The following is an 18800-nucleotide window of genomic DNA, read 5'->3' on the forward strand; positions in this document are numbered from 1 at the left end:
ACCGCCAGGAAAGGCCGGCCATGAACCATCGCCACCGCAAGGTCCTCCATGCCCTCTTCGCGCACCCGGTCAGCGCCAACATCGACCCCAAGCTGGTCCATGCGGTGTTCGAGGAACTCGGCGCCGAGGTCTCGCACAACGGCTCCGGCCGCGTTGCCGTGAAGCTCAACGGCAAGGCGCACGCCTTCCACGACACGCACCACAGCCTGTCGAAGGAAGAAGTCGTTTCGATCCGCAACTTCCTCACCGAGGCAGGGGTCGACCCCGCCGCCTATCCGGCGTGAAATTCCCCGCGGCGGGTGGCTTGATCACCCGCCGCCTTCGCGCGGTATCCTCTCGCTCCAGGCGCCGCTCCCGCGGCAGCCACCGGGAGAGGACAACGCCCGCATGACCCTTCACCGTCGCGCCCTGATGGGCGCCGCCGGCCTCGCCGCCATGGCCCCGCTCGCCGCCCGCGCGCAGTCACGCTGGCAGATGGCGACCGCCTATGCCGACGGGAACCTGCACACCCGCAACATCCGCACCTTCCTGCAGGAGATCGAGCAGGCCTCGAACGGCCGGCTCGCCGTGCAGCTGCATTCCAACGGCGCGCTGCTCAAGATGACGGAGATCAAGCGCGGCGTGCAGACCGGCCAGGTGCAGGCCGGCGAGATCCTGCTGACCGCGTATGCGAACGAGGATCCGATCTTCGACGCGGATGCGCTGCCGCAGCTCGTCACGAACTTCCCGCAGGCGAAGAAGCTGTCGGACCTGCAGAAGCCCTTCATCGAGGCGCGCTTCGCCCGCCAGGGCCTCACGCTGCTCTACATGGTGCCGTGGCCGCCGGCGGGGCTGTACGCGCAGCAGCCGGTCACCTCGCTCGAGCAGCTGCGCGGGTCGCGATTCCGCACCTACTCGCCGATGACGAACCGCTTCGCGCAGCTGATCGGCGCGCAGCCGACGCTGGTGCAGTCCGCGGAACTCGCGCAGGCCTTCGCGACCGGCGTGGTGCAGGCGCAGGTCACCTCGGCCGCGACGGGCGTCGACACCCAGGCCTGGGACTACGCGCGGGTCTTCATTCCGCTCGGCTTCACGATGACGAAGAACGCGGTCTTCGTGTCGCGCCGCGCGCTGGAAGGCCTGCCGCGCGATCTGCAGGACGCGATCCGCGCCGCCGCGGTGCGGGCCGAGGCGCGCGGCTACGAACTCGCCGAGGCCGCGACGCGCGAGACGGAAGCCACGCTCGGCCAGCGCGGCATGCAGGTGCTGCAGGCCTCGCAGCAGCTGCTGGACGATTGCGCCCGCGTCGGCCGGACCATGGCCGATGAGTGGGTGCAGCGGGCCGGCGATGACGGCAAGCGGCTGATCGACCAGTACCGCGCGGCGATCGCCTGACGCGACGCGACGCGGCCGGCTGCGCGCCAGGCGCGCAGTCCGGGCCGGCATGGCCTAGCCGGCAGGCAGGTCGGGCGGGGCGGGGCGATGCCCCCCGCCCCTGCCCCCTTGCGCCGACCGCCCCCCGCTGCGGAAGATGCGTCGTCTAAGAACAACAGGGGGCTTCCGCATGACCATCCTTCATCGCCGCGGGTTTCTCGCGGCTTCCGGCGGCCTTGCCGCCGCCGGCCTCGTCGCCGGCGAGAGCCGGGCCCAGACGCGCTGGCAGGTCGCCTCCGCCTATCCGGACGGCAACTTCCACACGCGGAACCTGCGCGCCTTCGTGGAAGCCGCGCAGGCGGCTTCGGGCGGGCGGCTGCAGATCCAGCTCCACACCAACGCCTCGCTGCTCAAGATGCCCGAGATCAAGCGCGGCGTGCAGACGGGCCAGGTGCAGATCGGCGAGATCCTGCTCTCGGCCTACGGCAACGAGGATCCCTTCTTCGAAGTCGACAGCGTGCCGATGCTGGTGACCAGCACCGCCATGGCCCGCAAGCTGGCGGAGCTGCAGAAGCCCTATGTCGAGGCGCGGCTGAACCGGCAGGGATTGTCGCTGCTCTACTGGGCGCCCTGGCCGCCCTCGGGGCTCTACACCAACGCCGCGGTCGACAGCGTGGAATCGTTGCGCGGGTCGAAGATGCGCACCTTCAATGCGCTGACGAACCGCTTCGCGACACTGTGCGGCGCGACGCCAACCCTCGTGCAGCAGGCCGAGGTGCCGCAGGCCTTCGCGACCGGCGTGGTGAATGCGATGGTGACCTCCGCCGCGACCGGCGTCGACGTCCAGGCGTGGGATTTCTGCCGCTTCTTCACGCCGATCGGCTTCACGCGGACGAAGAACGCGATCTTCGTCCGCCAGCGCGACCTTGCCGCGCTGCCGGCCGATGTGCAGGCCGCCGTGCGCAGCGCCGCCGCCGCGGCGGAAGAGCGCGGCTGGGCCATGTCCGATACGGAAGCGGTGAGCCAGCAGGCGACGCTCGCCCAGCGCGGCATGACCGTGCAGGACGCGTCGCCCACGCTGATGCAGGGGCTGATGCGCATCGGTGCAACACAGGCCGACGAATGGGTCGCGAAGGCGGGGGACGAGGGCAAGCGCCTGATCGACGCCTACCGCGCGGCCGTTGCATGATCCTCCGGGGGGCGTCGCGTCCCCCGGACCCAACTGGACGGAAGCACCAGACATGATCGAACCGCCCTGCCCGCGGCGCGCGCCAGCATGAGTCCCGTGCGTCGCGCGCTCGATGCGCTCTACCTTCTCGGCGGAATCGGGGGCGGCATCGCTCTTGCAGCCATCGCCGGCATCATCGCGGCCCAGGTGATCGGGCGACAGTTCGGCCTGACGGTGCTCGGGGCGGACGACCTCACGGCGTTCTCGGTCGCCGCCTCGGCGACCCTGCCGCTCGCCTACGCCTTCCGCCACGGCGCGCATATCCGCGTGGACCTGATCATCGGTCGCCTGTCGGGCAAGGCGCGCTTCGTCATGGAGACGATCGCCCTCCTCCTCACCACGGGGCTCTGCATCTTCTTCGCCTATTCGATGCTCGACCTCGCGAGCGACAGCTTCGAGTTCGAGGACGTCGCGCAGGGCTCGGTCGCGTGGAAGCTGTGGGTGCCGCAGGGCATGGTCGGCGCGGGCGTCGCGCTGTTCGCGGTCTGCCTGCTGGATGACCTGATCGTGCATCTCACGGGGGGCACGCCCTCCTATCGCAAGGCGGTCGAGGCGTCCGCCCTCGAACGCGCGGCGGAGGAACTCTGATGGAACTCGCGCTGACGGAAGCCGGGCTGCTGCTGCTCGTCTGCCTGTTCTTCTTCCTGGGCCTCGGGGTCTGGATCGGCCTCGCGCTCGCGATGGTGGGACTGGTCGGGATCGTCGCGCTGCCGATGCTGATCCCGGCCATGCCGACCTTCCCGGCGGAGAAGGTGATGGGCACGGCGATCTGGCAATCGCTGGCGTCCTGGACGCTCGCCGCCTTGCCGCTGTTCATCTGGATGGGCGAGATCCTGTTCCGCACGAAGCTGTCCGAGGACATGTTCCGCGGCCTCGCGCCGTGGGTGCAGCGGCTTCCCGGTCGCCTCATGCATGTGAACGTCATCGGCTGCGGCATCTTCGCGGCCGTCTCCGGCTCCTCGGCGGCGACGGCGGCGACGATCGGCAAGATGTCGCTGCCGGCGCTGACGCAGCGCGGCTACCACGTGCCGATGGCGATCGGCAGCCTGGCGGGCGCCGGCACGCTCGGCCTGCTGATCCCGCCGTCCATCGTCATGATCGTCTATGGCGTGGCGGCGGAGGTCTCGATCGTTCGCCTGTTCATCGCCGGCGTGCTGCCGGGAGTCATGCTGATGGTGCTGTTCAGCGGCTACATCGCAGTCTGGTCGCTGCTGAACCCGTCGTTGACGCCGCCGGCCGACCCACCGATGCCCTTCCTGCGGAAGGTGCGCGAGAGCGGGCAGCTCATCCCGGTCGTGCTGCTGATCGCCTTCGTGATGGGCAGCATCTATCTCGGCTGGGCGACGGCGACGGAAGCGGCGGTGTTCGGCGTGGTCGGGGCGCTGGCGCTGTCGGCCTGGGGCCGGTCGCTCACCTGGTCGTCCTTCACGGACAGCCTGATGGGCGCGGTGCGGCTGTCCTGCATGATCAACCTGATCCTGGCCGGCGCGGCCTTCCTGACGCAGGCGATGGCCTATTCCGGCGTGCCCGCCGCGATGGCCGCCTGGGTCGGGTCGCAGGGCTTCAGCCCATACATGATCATCCTCTGCCTGACGGTGATCTACCTGATCCTCGGCTGCTTCATCGACGGCATCAGCATGATCGTGCTGACGGTGTCGGTGGTGCTGCCGATCATCCAGGGCACGGGCTTCGACCTGGTGTGGTTCGGCATCTTCATCGTGCTGGTGGTGGAGATGGCGCAGATCACGCCGCCGGTCGGCTTCAACCTCTTCGTGCTGCAGGGGCTGACCGGCAAGGGCATCTTCGAGGTGACGCGCTACACCCTGCCGTTCTTCATCCTGATGCTGGTGGGAGTCATGATCGTCACGGTCTTCCCGGCCATCGTGACCTGGTTGCCGCAGTCGATGCTGGCGCGATAGGCGGCCATCCACCCCACCGCCGAGACGGCCCGTCCTGTCATGGGGCGGGCCGTTTGCGTTCTCATGCGGTGGCTGCGATCCGCTTGTGGACCAGGGCCCGCGACGGGCGCGGCCACCACCGGTCAGCGCTGCGCCGTCTGACCATCGCGGCCGCGCATCCCGTGCAGCCATTGTGTCCGGGGCAGCGGAGAGTCCCGACCGTTGACGCCGTTGCGCGCCGGCCGATGGTCGGATCCTGGAAATCGTCGGGTCGGAGACATGTCGCCCGCCGCCGGTGCCGGGGCGGGCGTGCGTCGCGTCAGCCCGTGGCCGCGGCCCGGCGGCGCGACCGCCGCCAGTAATGCCGGCCGATGAAGCCGACCAGCGCCAGACCCGCGATGGAGCAGATCGTCCAGAACAGCATGTCCACGCCGAGCCACGCGCCGAGGAACCAGCCGGCCGCGACGAAGGACGACGACCAGATGCCGGCGGCGGCGAAGTTCAGCACCGCGAAGCGCAGCCGGTCATATCCGGCGATGCCGCAGGCGACCGAGGCCACGTTGCGAATGCCGTAGAGGAACCGGAAGCTGAGGATGAACAGGGTGCCGTAGCGATCGAGCAGCGCGCTCGCGCGTTCGACCTGCGGCTGGCTGCGCGGAAAGCGGCAGAGGATCGCGGGGCCGTAGCGTCGTCCGAGATAGAACCAGGTCTGGTCGCCGAGATAGGAGCCGATCCAGACGGACGCCATCAGCACCCATGGATCCACGAGGTCCATGGTGGCGCCCAGCGCGGCGGCGGCGAGCACGAAGGTTTCACCTTCGAAGAATGCCCAAATGGCGGCCAGCAGATATGCGAGGTCACCCCATTCGGCCCAGAACTCGGCCAATTGCGGAAGTCTCCCTGGTTCGTTACCGGGCACACTGCCCTGTCCGGCGACGGAGGGAAATGGGAATCCCGCTGTTGCGCCGCACAGTTGCGTCGAAAGTTGGATGCCGCCGTCTTACCGCGCCGGATCAGGTGCCCGGCGCCGGCCAGTCCGGACGCTCGAAACGCTGGATTTCCAAGGTGTAGCCGGCCGGATCCTTGAAGAAGAACGACGTCACCCGGTAGGTGTCGGAGAAGCGCGGCGGCGCGGCGATCTCGACGCCTTTGTCGCGCAGCCTGTCGTGCCAGCCTTCCACATCGGAATGTACGAAGGTGACGACCGCGCCGCCCTGCACGCGAGGGTTGTCCGTGACGCGCGGACCTCGCGCACGACACACCCCGAGGAATGCGCGCCCGCCGGCCGCGACCGCGTAGATGCGGCAACTGCCCTGGTCCTGCGCCAGCGGCAGGCCGAGGACGTCCTCATAGAAGCGCCAGGACGGCGCGGGGTCCTCGGCATAGAGGAAGGTCACGTGCTGATCGAAAGGGCCGGTCATCGGAGCAGCATCGCCGGGCGCCGCATGACTGCCAAGCGGATGGACGCGTCCTTGCCGCCGTCGCGTCGTTCCGTCCGGTGCTGCGCCTGCTCGCCTCGCTGATCCGCCAACGAGCGGTGAGAGCCGCGGCGCCCGCGCTTCTCGACTTCGACGACCGGGCCGTGCGCCGACCCTTCCTGACCGCCCGACATTCCCCCGGGGCGGCGTCTCGATCGCCGAGGCCCCGCCGGATCGCGCGCTGACGCTGCTCGTCTCCATCATGCAGGAGGTCCATCGGCCGCGGACGCTGTTCGCGGCGCAAGGCGCGTATCCGAACGCGCCCGCGCAGGGTCTGACGATGAACGGGCCAGCCGAGCGGTACGACGCGCGCGGCCGCTCCGTCCCGCGATCCAGGCTACCCTTCGGGGTCGCGGTGCTGGTCGAACGGCTCCTCGTCATCCTGTTGCCCGTCATCGGCATCGACCGGGTGGAGAGCCTCTGACGGCCGCCGGTCGCACCGCGACACTGGAAAGAACCTCCCCGGCCATGGATGATCGGACGGTTCCACCGACCACAGGGAAGGCCCGACGGCATGAGCGACCTCGCCAACAAGATCACCAGCCAGATCCCCCTCAAGGAGCCCGAGTGGCTGAAGGAGTTCAAGGCCTTCATCATGCGCGGCAACGTCATCGACCTCGCGGTCGGTGTCGTGATCGGCGCGGCCTTCACCGCCATCGTCACCTCGGTGGTCGAGGACCTGCTGAACCCGATCGTCGGCATCCTGATGGGCGGGATCGACTTCTCGAACCTGTTCGTCGTGCTGTTCGGCGAACGCCGCGCCTCGCTCGAGGCCACGCGGCAGGGCGGCGCCTCGGTGCTCGCGATCGGATCCTTCCTGAACGCCGTCATCAAGTTCCTGATCGTCGGCTTCGCCGTCTTCTGGCTGGTGAAGATCCTGAGCAAGCTGCAGGCCTCCCAGGCCGTCGAGAAGGCGAGGACGCCGCCGGCGCCCACCGCGAGCGAGAAGCTGCTGGCCGAGATCCGCGACGAGCTGAAGGCGCAGCGCGGCGCCGCGCCGCCGTCGGCGGGCTGAGCAGGCCGGGACGCCGGGCTTCGCCCCCTGGGCGCGGCCCGGCCCCCATTCTTTTTCACCCTTGGGGAGTGCAAGCGGCCGCGCATTGCGTCTAGGCTCCCATTACGGGGGCGAAGCGGGCGGGAGGAGAGGGCATGAGCGGCTCAAGCAACACGACCCGGCTGCTCGACATGCAGGTGACGGCGCTCGGTTCGAGCGCCATCGTCCCCTACGACCTGGTCGGCGAGGACGCGATCTCGAAGCCCTTCGTCTTCACGGTCCGCTTCGCGACAGACGCCGCGATCGCCGATGTCGCGAAGCTGCTGGGCGGCGAGGTGACGGTCTGGTTCGGCGAGCCGGAGGCGAGCGCCACCATCGCGGACCCCTCGGTCGCGCGGCGCCCGCTGCACGGCCATTTCCGCAGCCTGTCGCGCATCGGCCGGCGCCCCAACAAGGCCTCGACCACCGCCCTGTTCGACTGGGAGGCGGAGATCGTCCCCAAGCTCTGGTTCCTCTCCCAGACCAGCGACTTCCGCATCTTCCAGGACATGACGGTGCCCGCCATCGTCCAGCAGGTCCTGGCGGATCACGGCATCACCTCGAACACGGTCTCCACGACGGGCAGCTACGGGACGCTCGAATACTGCGTGCAATACGGGGAGACGGCGCTCGACTTCATCTCGCGGCTGATGGAGCAGGCGGGCCTCTACTACTGGCACGAGCACACGGATACGTCGCACACGCTCGTCATCAAGGACATCAAGACCGGCGCGCGCGTCCCGAGCCCGTCGCTCGGCACGCTCGCGGTGGGTGGCGCCGGGAAGCTCACCAGCATCGCCCAGCGTTACGCGTTCCGGACAGGCAAGTGGCACGCGCGCGACTACAACCTGCTGAATCCCGCCTCGGCCTACGAGGGTGATTCGGAATGGGCGGATTCCTACGGCGCGTCGAACAGCACCGGCGTGCCCACCGAGGTGACGACCCGCCTCAAGGACCACGAGCGCTACCGCTATCCGGCCCTGCCGCTCGCGCGGGTGCACAATTCGAGCGCCGGCACCTCCTACGTGACCAGCACCGACGTCCGCGGCGTGAGCGACCTGCTGATGGAGGTCGAGGAGGCGAATTTTCAGCGCTGGGCAGGCCGCGGGTCCGCTTCGCAGCTCGACGCCGGCACCAAGGTGGCGATCGATCCGGAGGACGACGCGACGACCTCGGTCGATTTCGTCGTCACGCGGATCGGCCATCAATGCTCGGACTACAGCTACTGGGCGGACCAGACCTCCCCCCCTGCCTACGCGAACGCGTTCGATTGCATCCCCTACGCCGTGCAGTTCCGGCCTGACCGCGTCACGCCCAAGCCCGCCGTTCAGGGCCCGCAGACGGCGATCGTGGTCGGCACGTCGAGCGACACGGCGGGGACGGTCCGGACGGACAACTATGGCCGCGTGAAGGTTCGGTTCGCGTGGGATCGCGTGTCCTACAGCTCCCCCGACGCCGCCTCCTGCTGGGTCCGTGTCTCGCAGGCCTGGGCCGGCGGACGCTGGGGGCACTTCTTCGTCCCGCGCGTCGGGGATGAGGTGATCGTCGACTTCCTCGAGGGCGATCCCGACCGGCCGATCATCACCGGGCGCGTGCATCACATGAGCAACATGCCGCCGCTGCTGGGGAATGGCGGGGCGGCCGACGTCCCGGCGACGACCGCCCTGTCGGGGATCAAGACGCGATCCACCCCGAACGGCACGGCCGACAACTACAACGAGCTGTCCTTCGACGACACCAAGGGATCCGAGAAGGTCCTGCTGCACGCGGAGAAGGACTACGAGGTCGAGGTCGAGAACAACGAGACGCGCACGGTCGGCATCGGGTCCGGCACGGGCAACCGCACCACCACGATCAAGACCAACGAGACGATCTCCGTCGGCGGCGACAAGTCCACCACCGTGACGGGGAACGTCACCGAGACGATCAGCGGCACGGAGACCCGCACGGTGACGGGCGCCGTCAGCGAGACCTTCGGCGCGTCGGAGACGCGGACCGTGACGGGAGACTTCACCGAGACGGTCACCGGCTCGATCGCCGTGACGACCTCGAGTTCGATGACGCTGACGTCCGCCTCCATCATCACGCTCAACGCGCCGCAGGTCATCCAGCAGGGGCCCTACTGGTTCATCACCGGCGGCTATGCCGGCACCGCCTATGGCTTCACGGCCTCGGTGGTCGGCCTGAGCACCAGTTTCACCGGCACCGCGCTGGCGACCGCGGGCACGCAGTGGACGTCGCTCGGGATCGTCGGGCAGGCGGCCGGCATGAACCTCGATGCCGCGGGCATGCGGATCGTCAACGACGAGCTGGACGTCAAACAGGAGGTCCTCGCGGTCTTCAAGCACAGGATCAAATGCGAGTGGCACGACGCGGTCGGCGCCGAGAAGGCCTCGATCAAGCTGTTCCTCTAGCGATGCGCCTTCGGACCCTCACCCCCGTCTCGGAGCCGCGCCAGGCGGGAAGGCCGGGCAACCCGAGAGGGAGCCGCGCGGCGTCGGTCCGCCGGCGTCGGTCGAGGCATCTCCCGGGACGGTGCGCATGCCGCCGCACAGGCGCGGCATGAAGGTCAACAAGCCCTTCGCACTCGGCTTCATGTCGCGTCCGGTGGAGTTCCGCCGCCGGTTCTTCCTGAGCGTCGCCGCCATCGGCTTCTGCGACATGAGCGACAGCCCGAAGCTGCTCGGCGAGGTCGCGATGTGGAAGTTCCTGCCCGAGGCGCTGCCTCCCGGCCAGGTACTCGACCTCGGCCTGCCGAAGATCGGCGCCGAGTTCCTCGTCGCCGGCAGCGCCTTCGCCCCGGGCAGGCAGCCGGTGCGCACGCTCGAGGTCGCGATCCGCCTCGGCAGCCTGACCAAGCGCGCCGCCGTGGTCGGCGACCGGCACATCGAGGATGGCCTGCCGACCGATCCCCTGCCCTTCACCGAGATGCCGCTGGGCTGGGACCGGTCCTATGGCGGGAAGACGTATGCGCAGAACCCGCTCGGCCGCGGCATCGACGAGGCGCCGATCCCGGGCGTCGGCTACCGCGTCGCGCTGCCCAACATCGTCCTGCCGCGCGGGGCGGCGGCGCCGGGCCGGCCCGAGCCGTTGAACTTCGGCCCGATCGACATCGCCTGGCCGCAGCGCGCGAGCCTCGCCGGCACGCATGACCAGACCTGGCTCGAGGAGGACTTCCCGGGCTTCGCGCGCGACGTCGACTTCCGCATGGCCTTCGCCGGTCAGCCCGACCAGCGCTTCGCGGGCTTCCTCACGGGCGACGAGGACTACGCCGTCACCAACATGCACCCGGAGGAACCGGAGATCACCGGTCGCCTGCCGGCCTTCCAGCCGCGCATCCTGGTGCGCCGGCGCGGCTCGGACGCGCTCGAGGACGTACCGCTGTCCCTGACCACCGTCTGGTTCTTCCCCGCGCACAAGCGGCTGGTGACCATCCACCACGGCCGCGTGCAGGTCGCCGAGGAGGATGCCCGCGACATCACGCTGGCGATGCTCGGCGCCGACCCGCTCGGGGCGCCGCGCGGCGTCGACGAATTCGCCGCGATCCTGCACGCGCGCACCGATCCCGACGGCGACCCGCTCGAGATCCTGCGCGACGCGCCGCTGGTGCCCGAGGAGGTGCTCGGCCCCGATGACATCCTCGCTGACGTCGAGCGCCGGATGGCCGAGGGCAACGTCGCCCAGAAACGCGCCCGCGCGCGCGCCGAGCGCGAGCACGAGCGCGCGCGCGCACGGCTGGCCGAGCGCGGCCTCGATCCCGACAGGCATCTCGAACCGCTGCCTCCGCCGCTGAAGATTCCGCCTCTGCGGGAGTTGCCGGCCTTCATCGCCGAGCAGGAGGCAACGGCGGCCGCGAAGCGGCGGGAGACCGAGGAGCGGGCCGCGAAGGAGCGGGCCGCGATCGAGGAGAAGGCGGCCGCCGTGGGAGGCACGCCGCCGCAGCTGGGCCGGCCGTCAGGCCCGCCGCGCCTGGATGGTGATCGCCGGAAGATGCTGGTCGATGCCCAGGTCGCGCGCCAGGTGGCCGATGGCGCCGACCCGACCGAGGCACGACGCATCGCGGAGGATCCCTCGCAGCCCGGCCAGGCCCGGGAGATCGAGGAACACGCGCGGCGCGGCTACCAGGCGGGGGCGGACGTCCAGGATCCGGCGCCGCGGCTCGACGCCGCCGCGAATGCCGCCCTCCGCACGCGCCTGCTGGACGGGCGCCGCGGGGGGCCGCGCCTCGATCTCTGCGGCGCCGATCTTTCGGGGCTCGATCTATCGGGCTTCGACCTGACGGCAGCCTGGCTCGACGGGGCTGACCTCGCCGGGAGCGATCTCCGCGGGGCGAAGCTGACCGATGCGGTCCTCGCCCATGCACGGCTGGACGGCGCGCGTCTCGCCGGCGCGGACCTGACCGGCGCCAATCTCGGCCGCGCATCGCTGCGCGGCGCCGACCTGACCGGCGTCTCGCTGCGCGACGCCGTCCTGCGCAAGGCCGACCTTGGCCAGGCGGTGCTGCACGGCGCCAACCTGACGGACGCGCAGCTGATGGAAGCCGTGCTCGAAGGCGCCGACATCAGCGGGGCCACTGCGCCGCGCGCGTTGCTCAACGAGATGACCCTCACGGGCCTGCGCGCGCGGGGCGCGATGCTGGAGGAGGCGATCTTCGTCAAGGTTCGAATGGACGGGGTCGACTTCTCGGATGCGAAGCTGAATGGCGCGAGCTTCATCGAGACCTCCGGAGAAGGCGCGGTGTTCGACGGGGCGGAACTCGCCCGCGCGGTCTTCGCCTCGGGCTGCGCGCTGAAGGGCGCGCGCTTCGCGGGAACGATCTGCAAGGGCGCGACGTTGCGCGGCACGCCCCTGGATGGCGCCGCCTTCGACGGCGCGGTACTGGACGAGGCGGACTTCACGGATTGCGCGCTGCAGGGCGCCTCCTTCGACCGCGTCTCGGCACGCGGCGCCCGGCTGACGGTCGCCGATCTGCGGGGGGCGCGGCTGACGCGGGCGGACTTCGCCGGGGCGAGCCTCGCGCGCGCGGACATCCGCGGCGCGGACCTCAGCGACAGCAGTTTCTACGAGGCGGACATCGCGCGCGTGAACTCGGACACCGCGACACGCTACGAGCGCGTCCAGCGCACCCGCGTCCGCATCCATCCGCGGAGGACGCCGGCGTGAGCCGCGCGGATCTCGAGACCCTCGTCCGGTACGGCGAGGTGGTCGACGGATCGCGGAGCTGGGCGGGCCTCGACCTTGCCGGCGCGGACCTGTCGGGCGGAATCTTCGACGGGGCGGACCTCGCGCAAGCCGACCTGCGCGGCGCGGACTTCGGCGATGCGGTCCTGCGGGGCGTGCGCCTGGACGATGCGAATCTCGAGGGCGCGAAGCTCGCGGACGCGGCCTTCAACAAGTGCAGCATGCGGCGCAGCAACCTCGCGCGCGCCGAGGCCGCCGGCTGGGTGGCGGTCGAATGCATGATGCGCGACGCGAGCCTGCCCGGGGCCGACCTCGACCACGCGATGATCATGCGAAGCCGCCTCAGCCGCGCTTCCTTCGCCGGCGCGAACCTCGTGCAAGGCGGCATCATGGAATGCCGCACGGACGGGATCGACCTGTCGGGCGCCAATTGCGAAAGCGGCGTCTTCGTCGAAGGCGACTTCACCGAGGTCGGCATCGCCGGCACGCGCTTCGTGCGGACCAACTTCGTCAAGGTCGGCTTCGCAGGACGCGCCCTCCGCGGCATCGTCCTCGCGGGGTGCTTCTTCAGCGAATGCGACTTCACCGGTTGCGACTTCTCCGGGGCCGACCTGACGGAAGCGGGCCTGCAGAAGTCCAAGGCCGCCGGCGCGAATTTCGAGAATGCACGGATGGCGCGCGCGGTCCTGCTCGAGGCGACGCTGACGCGCGCCGTCCTGCGCGGCGCGAACCTCGAGAACGCGATCCTGCAAGGTGCGGACCTGACCGAGGCGGATGCGACCGGCGCGCGGCTCTACCAGGCGATCTGCGTGCGCATGACGGCGGCGCGCGCGCGCTTCGCCAATTGCGACATGACCTATGCCGACCTCAGCCACGCGGACCTCGACGCAGCGGACCTGACGGGCGCGACGCTGTTCCGCGCCAACCTCCATGCGATCCGCGACGTGGATGCACGGATCCCCGACCGCCGTGCCGCGCTGCCGCCCGACAAGGACCGGACGGAAGCCGAGCAGTGGCGCCAACGCTTCGTGCCTGGGTGAGACGATGACCGCGAAGGAGACGTCCCGATGAATGCGATGACCGGCATCGCCCAGCAGATCGGCGCGGCGACCGACAGCGCCGAGGTCCTGTCCTGCGACGGCGGCGCCGTCCTCCTGCTGCGAGACGGTCAGGAGGAGGAGGCCCGACGCGCCTTCTCCTGCCTGGTCGAGCCCGCGCCGGGCGACTTCGTGCTGGTCGGGCGCGCCGGCGGGCAGGCTTACGTGCTGGCGGTGCTGGAACGGCGCGGCGATGCGGCGATGCGGCTCGCGATGCCGGACGGGGCAACGATCGGGGATGGGGCGGGGCGGTTGAACCTCGCCGCCGGGACGCTGGTCGTCGAGACCGAGGCGACGCAACTCGCGACGCGCCACCTCGACCTCGTCGCCACGCGCACCGAGGCGCATCTTGGCCGCGTCGGCCTCTTCGCCGAGGCGATCGAGACCATCGCGCAGCGCATCATCGGCCGCTTCCGCAACGTCTTCCGCTTCGTCGAGGAAACCGAGCAGCTCCGCGCGCGCGACATCGACCAGCGCGCGAGCGGACACCTGAACATGCGCGGCGCCACGGCCTCCCTGCAGGCCAAGGCGCTGGTGAAGCTGCAGGGCGATCAGATCCACCTGGGCTGAGGAGAGACCATGTTCGCGAATTGCCAGACCGGCGGCGTGGATCTCGCCTTCCCCGACGTCTGCCTGACCCCTGCGGTGCCGGCGCCGGTGCCGATCCCCTACCCGAACATCTCATCGGGTTCGACCGCGATCCCGAGCCAGTTCACGACCATCATCACCGGCGGTCCGATGCACAACCTCGGCACCACCATCCCGATGACGAATGGCGACAATGCGGGGGTGGCGACCGGCGTCGCCTCGGGCACCGTGATGGGGCCGGCACGGCATACGCTCGGCGCCTTCACGGTGATCGTCTCCGGTCAGCCGGCGAGCCGGATGACGTCGATGTCGATGCAGAACAACACCAACGCCGTCGGCGCCCGCATCGCGCCGAGCCAGACGAAGGTCATCATCCTGGCCGGCTGACCCGGCCCGTTCAGCCGAGCCGGATCGTCCCGCCGCCGACCAGCGCCGCGATGCGCGCCGCGATCGCCATCTGCGCCCCGGCGTCGAGGCCGAGCGCGGCGTGCACCGCCGCCGCGAGGTCGCTCTCCGCAAGCCCCGGCCGCGCGGCGAGCACGGCGTCCGCCGTCGCGGCGATCTCGGCTGGCGGGACCGCGGCCGCGCGGCGCAGATGCGCCGCCGCCGCCCGGCGGTCGCGCGGGACCACCTTGGTCGCCGCGGTCGCGAGCACGCCGGCCGCCTCGGTCACCCCATGGCCCGTCTTCGCCAGCGCCGTGGCCTGACGCACAGCATCGCGTTCCTTCGTCGTCAGCGCCTGGCGGCCGGCGCAGAGGCGCAGGCGCTCGGCCAGGCTGTCCGGCGTGATCGGCGCCTCGACGGCGACGATCTCACCGATCGCGGCGGCAAGATCCGCCGGCGGCAGCGCGTCGAGGGGGCTCTGCGCCAGGGCAGGCGCCGCCTCGCGATAGGGTTCGGCGATGCCGGGCAGGGATGGGGCAGGTGGCGCCTCGGGCGCGGGGGCTTCGGCGGGCGCGGCGCCGAGGGCCTCCTTGATGCGCGCCGCCTCGGCCTCCGGGCGCGCATACCAGGCGAGCGACCAGGCTCGTGCCAGCTTCCAGCCCATCGCCTCGAGCGCCGCCGCGCGGCCGCGCTCGCGATCACGAGCGCAGCGCAGCGCGGCCCAGTCGCCGGCATCGGCCTCGATGCCAAGCTCGTAGCCCTGCTCCCCCTTCGCCGCGACGTCGAGGAAGAGGCCCGCAAGGCCGACATGCGGCACGGGGTCCTTGCCGGCCTCGCGCACCGCCTCGCTGATCGCCTCGGCGATCGGACTGCCGGTCCCCTCCCCGCCCGCGCGAGGCGCGGCGGGCGGTGCCGCGGCGAAGGCGAGGAAGGTCTTGAGCGCGGCGACGCCGCGGCCCGAGGCGCGCGCCAGGTCGATGTCGTCCGCGCCGATGCCCGAGAAGACGATGCAGCGCTTCTTCGCCCGGGTGATCAGCACGTTGAGCCGCCGCTCGCCGCCTTCCGCCGAGAGCGGGCCGAAGCGCATGGCGAGCCTGCCGTCCTTGTCGCGGCCATAGCCGACCGAGATCAGGATCGCGTCGCGCTCGTCGCCCTGCACGTTCTCGAGGTTCTTGACGAAGAAGGGTTCGTCCTCATGCGCGGTGAAGAAGGCGTCGGCCGAGGGATCGGCGCGGCGCGCGGCCTCGACCGCGTCGATGATGGCGTCGCGCTGCTTGATCGAGAAGGCGGCCACGCCGAGCGTGTCGCCGGGCGTCTCCTTCGCGTGGCGCATCACCGCCTGAGCGACGGCCTCGGCCTCGGCGCGGTTGACGCCCTCGCCGGTCTCCCAGGCGCCGTCGATGCGCACCAGCGACAGGCCGAGCAGCGCGGAGCGCGGGCGCGGCGAGGGCAGCACCAGCAGGCGGTTCTCGTAGAATTCCGCGTTACTGGTCGCGATCAGGCTTTCGTGGCGCGACCGGTAGTGCCAGCGCAGCATCGCGGCGGGCACGCCGCGCGCGTTGCACAGGCCGAGGATGCTCTCCACGTCGCGCGCCGCGACCGCCTCCGGCGCGTCCTCGGGCGGCGTGTCGTCCTCCTCGCCGGTCATGCGCTGGAAGAAGCGGGTGGGCGGCATCTGCCGGTCGTCGCCGACCACCACCACCTGGCGGCAGCGCGCGATGGCGCCCAGCGCATCCACAGGTTCGACCTGCGACGCCTCGTCCATCACCATCAGGTCGAAGGTCAGGCCCGGCCGCAGCCCATGCGGCGGCGCGAGGAACTGCGCGACCGACAGCGGGCTCATCATGAAGACCGGCTTGATCTTCTGCACCGCGGGTGCTGCGCGCAGCAGCAATTCGCGCACCGGCAGATGGCCGCGCTTCTTCTCCATCTCGCCGCGGATGACGGTCATGCCGGGCGCGCCGTCGCGCACTTCCTTCACGCGTTCGGCGTGGGTGCGCGCGGCCTCGGCGCGGGTCAGCGCGATGCGGGCGCGGTCGGCCTCGCGGAACTCGGCGACCAGGCGGTCGTAGCCGGCGGCATCGAAGGCGGCGAGGTCGGGATGCTTCGCACTCGCCGCGCGCATCAGGCCTTCGTGCAGGGCGTAGGCGAAGGCGTCCTCGGCCGTCTCGGGCGTCAGGCGGCCATCCTGGAGGCGCTCGACGATGGGCTCGATGCCGCGTGCCTCGGCAAGTGCGCGGCGCCAGCCCTGCCAGAGCGGCAACGCCTCGGGGCGTTCGGCCCAGGCGCCGAGGCGCTCGGCGATGGCGGTGAAGGACGGGTCGGCGGTGCCGAAGGCGGCCTTGGGGTCGAGGCCGGTCGCCGCGACGAGTTCCGCCCAGGCCGCGGCCCCGGCCTCGAGCACTCCGGCGTCGCCGGCGGGGGCATCGGCGGCGAGCGCGGCAGCGGCATCGGGCCCGTGCTTCTGGCGCCAGAGGATCAGCGCCGACATGGCCGAGGGATCGGTGTCCTCGCCGCGCCACAGCCGACCGAAGGCGGCCTGGCCGAGCGCATTGCCGTTGCGCACGCGCAGCCGCGCCGCCTGGCCGGCGATCGCGGCGTCGAGCGCCTTGACCGCGTCGGTGCCCTCGCGCGCGACCTTGTCCGCGACTTCCTGCGCCGTGCGGCGCGCGGAGCTGAGGAAGCCGAAGAAACCGCCGGAGGAAGCGAGCGTCGCGCGCGCTTCCTCGAGCCCGCCGACGTCCAGCGCACCGGGCTTCAGCCGCGCGTCGCGCCGCGCGATGGCGAGTTGCGCCACCGCCTCGGTCAGGCCCACCAGCGGCGCGGGATCGGCGCGCCAGGCGGCGCTGCCCATCGCGGCCTTGTCGTGGTCCGGCGCCTCGCGCAGCGCCGCGGCGGCGCGCAGCCGCGTGGCGATGCCCGCAGGTCCCGCGGTACCACCCGCCGCCGCGCCGGCCGCGGCCAGGGCACGGATCCAGCCGGGCAGCCGCGCCATCAGCCGGTCGGCATCGGCGGGGCCGATATCGGCCGTCACGCCGCGCCAGGGATTGTTCGCGCCGTCCGCTTCCACCGCGCGTGCGGCGAGGTCGCGCACCGCGTCGCGCTTCGCCGCGATGGTCGCACCGTCCCAGGCGGCGGGATCGAGGGTGAAGTCCGGCACCGCGACGCGCCGCCGGCGCAGCCCGACCAGCGCGCCGACCACCTGGTGCAGCGGCATCCCCGAAGCCCCGGCCGGCTGGCGCATCGCCGCGGCGTGGCGGTTGAGCCGCCCGCGCAGCGTCGCGAGGCGTTCCACCACCGCTTGGCGGTTCGGCTTGGGCGGCGGCGGCAGGGCGAGCGTCGCGCGCAACTCGTCCAGCACCGCGCGCTTGGACTGCTTCTCGGAATGCAATTCGAGGCACGCCGCGCCGAGGCCGATATTCTCGAGCCGCCGCTTCACCACCTCGAGCGCGGCGAGCTTCTCCGCCACGAACAGCACGCTGCGCCCGTCGAGGATCGCCTGGGCGAGGATCGTCGCGATGGTCTGCGACTTGCCCGTCCCGGGCGGCCCCTGGATCACGACATGGCCGCCGCGTCGGACGGATTCCGCCGCCAGCGCCTGCGACCCGTCCATGTCCATGACGTGGTCGAGGCGCTCGACCGGGATCTCCTCATCGACATCGGCATCGTCGGGGAAGGTCGGCGGGGTGGACAGCGCCTCGCCGCCGACCAGCGAGCGCACCAGCGGGTGGTCGCCGAGGCCCGGATTCTCCTCCGGCCCCAGGTCGCGCCACATCAGGAACTTCGCGAAGGAAAACAGCCCGAGGGCCAGCGCGTCCGGATCGACCGTCCATTCCGGGCGATCCTTCACCGCGGCCTTCACGGCATCCGCCCAGGCGGTCGGGTTGTAGGCCTCGGGGTCGAAGTCGGGCAGCGCCGTGCCGAAGTTCACCTTCAGCATCTCGCGCAGGGAGAGGTTCTCCGCGACCTCGTTGGTGCCGGCGCGCAGGCGGAAGGTCTGGGAGACGCCCTCGCGTTCCAGCGCGACGGGCAGCAGGGCGAGCGGCGCGCGGCGCTCAGTCTCGGGCGTCGCGGGATCGCGCCAGGACAGCACGCCGAGCGCGAGGTAGAGCGTCGGCACGCCCGTCTCCTCGCGGGCCGTGCGCGCATCGGTCATCAGGTCGCGCAGGCGGCGGGCGAGGTCGCTCGGCGCCAGGCGCACGCGCAGCGCGTCGTCGCGCTGCCATTCCTCGCGCGTCGCCTTGTCGTCGGCCTTGCCGACGCCCTCGGCCTTGGCGGCGGCCTTGGTGGTGCGGCGGCGGCGGGGCTTGGCACCTTCCTCGCCGGCCGGCGGGTCGGCGGCTTCCTCGGCCGCGGCCTCGAAACCGAAGGCGCGGCCGGCGGCGAGCGCGCCCACCACGAAATCCGCATCCTCGTCGTCGAGGATGACGACGCCGCGCGACCGGCCCGGCTTGGGCAGGGACAGCAGGCGATTGCGGGTCGAGAGGTCGAGCAGCGCCCGGCGGGCGTCCTCGAGGGCCTGGCGGAGCGCGGTCATGGCCTTCCCCTATAGCGCGGCGG

Annotated in this window: 15 protein-coding genes; 12 read left to right on the top strand and 3 right to left on the bottom strand. The window is 71.3% G+C overall.

Going from position 1 to position 18800, the window contains the following annotated elements:
- The first annotated feature begins 20 nt into the window (after positions 1–20).
- From GWK16_RS15290 to GWK16_RS15310, 5 genes are all read left to right on the top strand, one after another.
- Positions 21–284 carry a hypothetical protein gene (locus GWK16_RS15290; protein WP_170054847.1) on the top strand — a complete coding sequence of 88 codons (264 nt, stop codon included), beginning with the start codon at positions 21–23 and terminating at the stop codon, positions 282–284.
- A 103-nt stretch (positions 285–387) separates the two neighbouring features.
- Entirely contained in the window at positions 388–1374 is a 987-nt protein-coding gene (locus GWK16_RS15295; RefSeq protein WP_170054848.1) for a TRAP transporter substrate-binding protein, read from the top strand.
- A gap of 169 nt (positions 1375–1543) precedes the next feature.
- Positions 1544–2542, top strand: a complete 999-nt coding sequence (locus GWK16_RS15300) for a TRAP transporter substrate-binding protein (protein ID WP_170054849.1) — start codon at positions 1544–1546, stop codon at positions 2540–2542.
- A gap of 87 nt (positions 2543–2629) precedes the next feature.
- Positions 2630–3169, top strand: coding sequence for a TRAP transporter small permease (locus GWK16_RS15305; RefSeq protein WP_170054850.1), 540 nt, complete (start codon positions 2630–2632; stop codon positions 3167–3169).
- Complete coding sequence (locus tag GWK16_RS15310; RefSeq protein ID WP_211187465.1) at positions 3169–4500, top strand: TRAP transporter large permease; 1332 nt, start codon at positions 3169–3171, stop codon at positions 4498–4500. The genes GWK16_RS15305 and GWK16_RS15310 overlap by 1 nt, the downstream gene beginning before the upstream one ends.
- A gap of 298 nt (positions 4501–4798) precedes the next feature.
- Here GWK16_RS15310 and GWK16_RS15315 read toward each other — a convergent pair whose 3' ends face one another.
- Both GWK16_RS15315 and GWK16_RS15320 read right to left on the bottom strand, forming a co-directional pair.
- Positions 4799–5365, bottom strand: a complete 567-nt coding sequence (locus tag GWK16_RS15315) for a DedA family protein (protein WP_170054851.1) — start codon at positions 5363–5365, stop codon at positions 4799–4801.
- Positions 5366–5492: 127 nt separating this feature from the next.
- The gene (locus tag GWK16_RS15320) at positions 5493–5900 is read right to left on the bottom strand and encodes a VOC family protein (protein ID WP_170054852.1); all 408 of its coding nucleotides are present in this window, start codon (positions 5898–5900) and stop codon (positions 5493–5495) included.
- A 337-nt stretch (positions 5901–6237) separates the two neighbouring features.
- Between GWK16_RS15320 and GWK16_RS15325 the strand changes: the two genes are divergently transcribed.
- The 7 genes from GWK16_RS15325 (at position 6238) to GWK16_RS15355 (ending at position 14243) form a co-directional block, all read left to right on the top strand.
- Positions 6238–6381, top strand: coding sequence for a hypothetical protein (locus tag GWK16_RS15325; protein ID WP_170054853.1), 144 nt, complete (start codon positions 6238–6240; stop codon positions 6379–6381).
- Between the two features lie 90 nt (positions 6382–6471).
- The gene (gene mscL, locus GWK16_RS15330; protein WP_170054854.1) at positions 6472–6972 is read left to right on the top strand and encodes a large conductance mechanosensitive channel protein MscL; all 501 of its coding nucleotides are present in this window, start codon (positions 6472–6474) and stop codon (positions 6970–6972) included.
- A 134-nt stretch (positions 6973–7106) separates the two neighbouring features.
- Positions 7107–9404, top strand: a complete 2298-nt coding sequence (locus GWK16_RS15335) for a type VI secretion system Vgr family protein (RefSeq protein WP_170054855.1) — start codon at positions 7107–7109, stop codon at positions 9402–9404.
- Between the two features lie 127 nt (positions 9405–9531).
- Positions 9532–12153, top strand: a complete 2622-nt coding sequence (locus tag GWK16_RS15340; protein WP_170054856.1) for a DUF2169 domain-containing protein — start codon at positions 9532–9534, stop codon at positions 12151–12153.
- Complete coding sequence (locus GWK16_RS15345) at positions 12150–13211, top strand: pentapeptide repeat-containing protein (RefSeq protein ID WP_170054857.1); 1062 nt, start codon at positions 12150–12152, stop codon at positions 13209–13211. The genes GWK16_RS15340 and GWK16_RS15345 overlap by 4 nt, the downstream gene beginning before the upstream one ends.
- A 27-nt stretch (positions 13212–13238) precedes the next feature.
- Positions 13239–13838 (top strand): DUF3540 domain-containing protein, encoded by a 600-nt coding sequence (locus tag GWK16_RS15350; protein ID WP_170054858.1) that lies wholly within the window; start codon positions 13239–13241, stop codon positions 13836–13838.
- Positions 13839–13847: 9 nt separating this feature from the next.
- Positions 13848–14243 (top strand): DUF4150 domain-containing protein, encoded by a 396-nt coding sequence (locus GWK16_RS15355; RefSeq protein WP_170054859.1) that lies wholly within the window; start codon positions 13848–13850, stop codon positions 14241–14243.
- Positions 14244–14253: 10 nt separating this feature from the next.
- On the opposite strand, the gene GWK16_RS15360 is transcribed toward GWK16_RS15355, so the two are convergent.
- Positions 14254–18777 (bottom strand): DUF4011 domain-containing protein, encoded by a 4524-nt coding sequence (locus GWK16_RS15360; protein WP_170054860.1) that lies wholly within the window; start codon positions 18775–18777, stop codon positions 14254–14256.
- Positions 18778–18800: the final 23 nt, after the last annotated feature.

The sequence above is a fragment of the Neoroseomonas marina genome (genome assembly GCF_012927745.1).
GTDB classification, from domain to species: Bacteria; Pseudomonadota; Alphaproteobacteria; order Acetobacterales; family Acetobacteraceae; genus Neoroseomonas; species Neoroseomonas marina.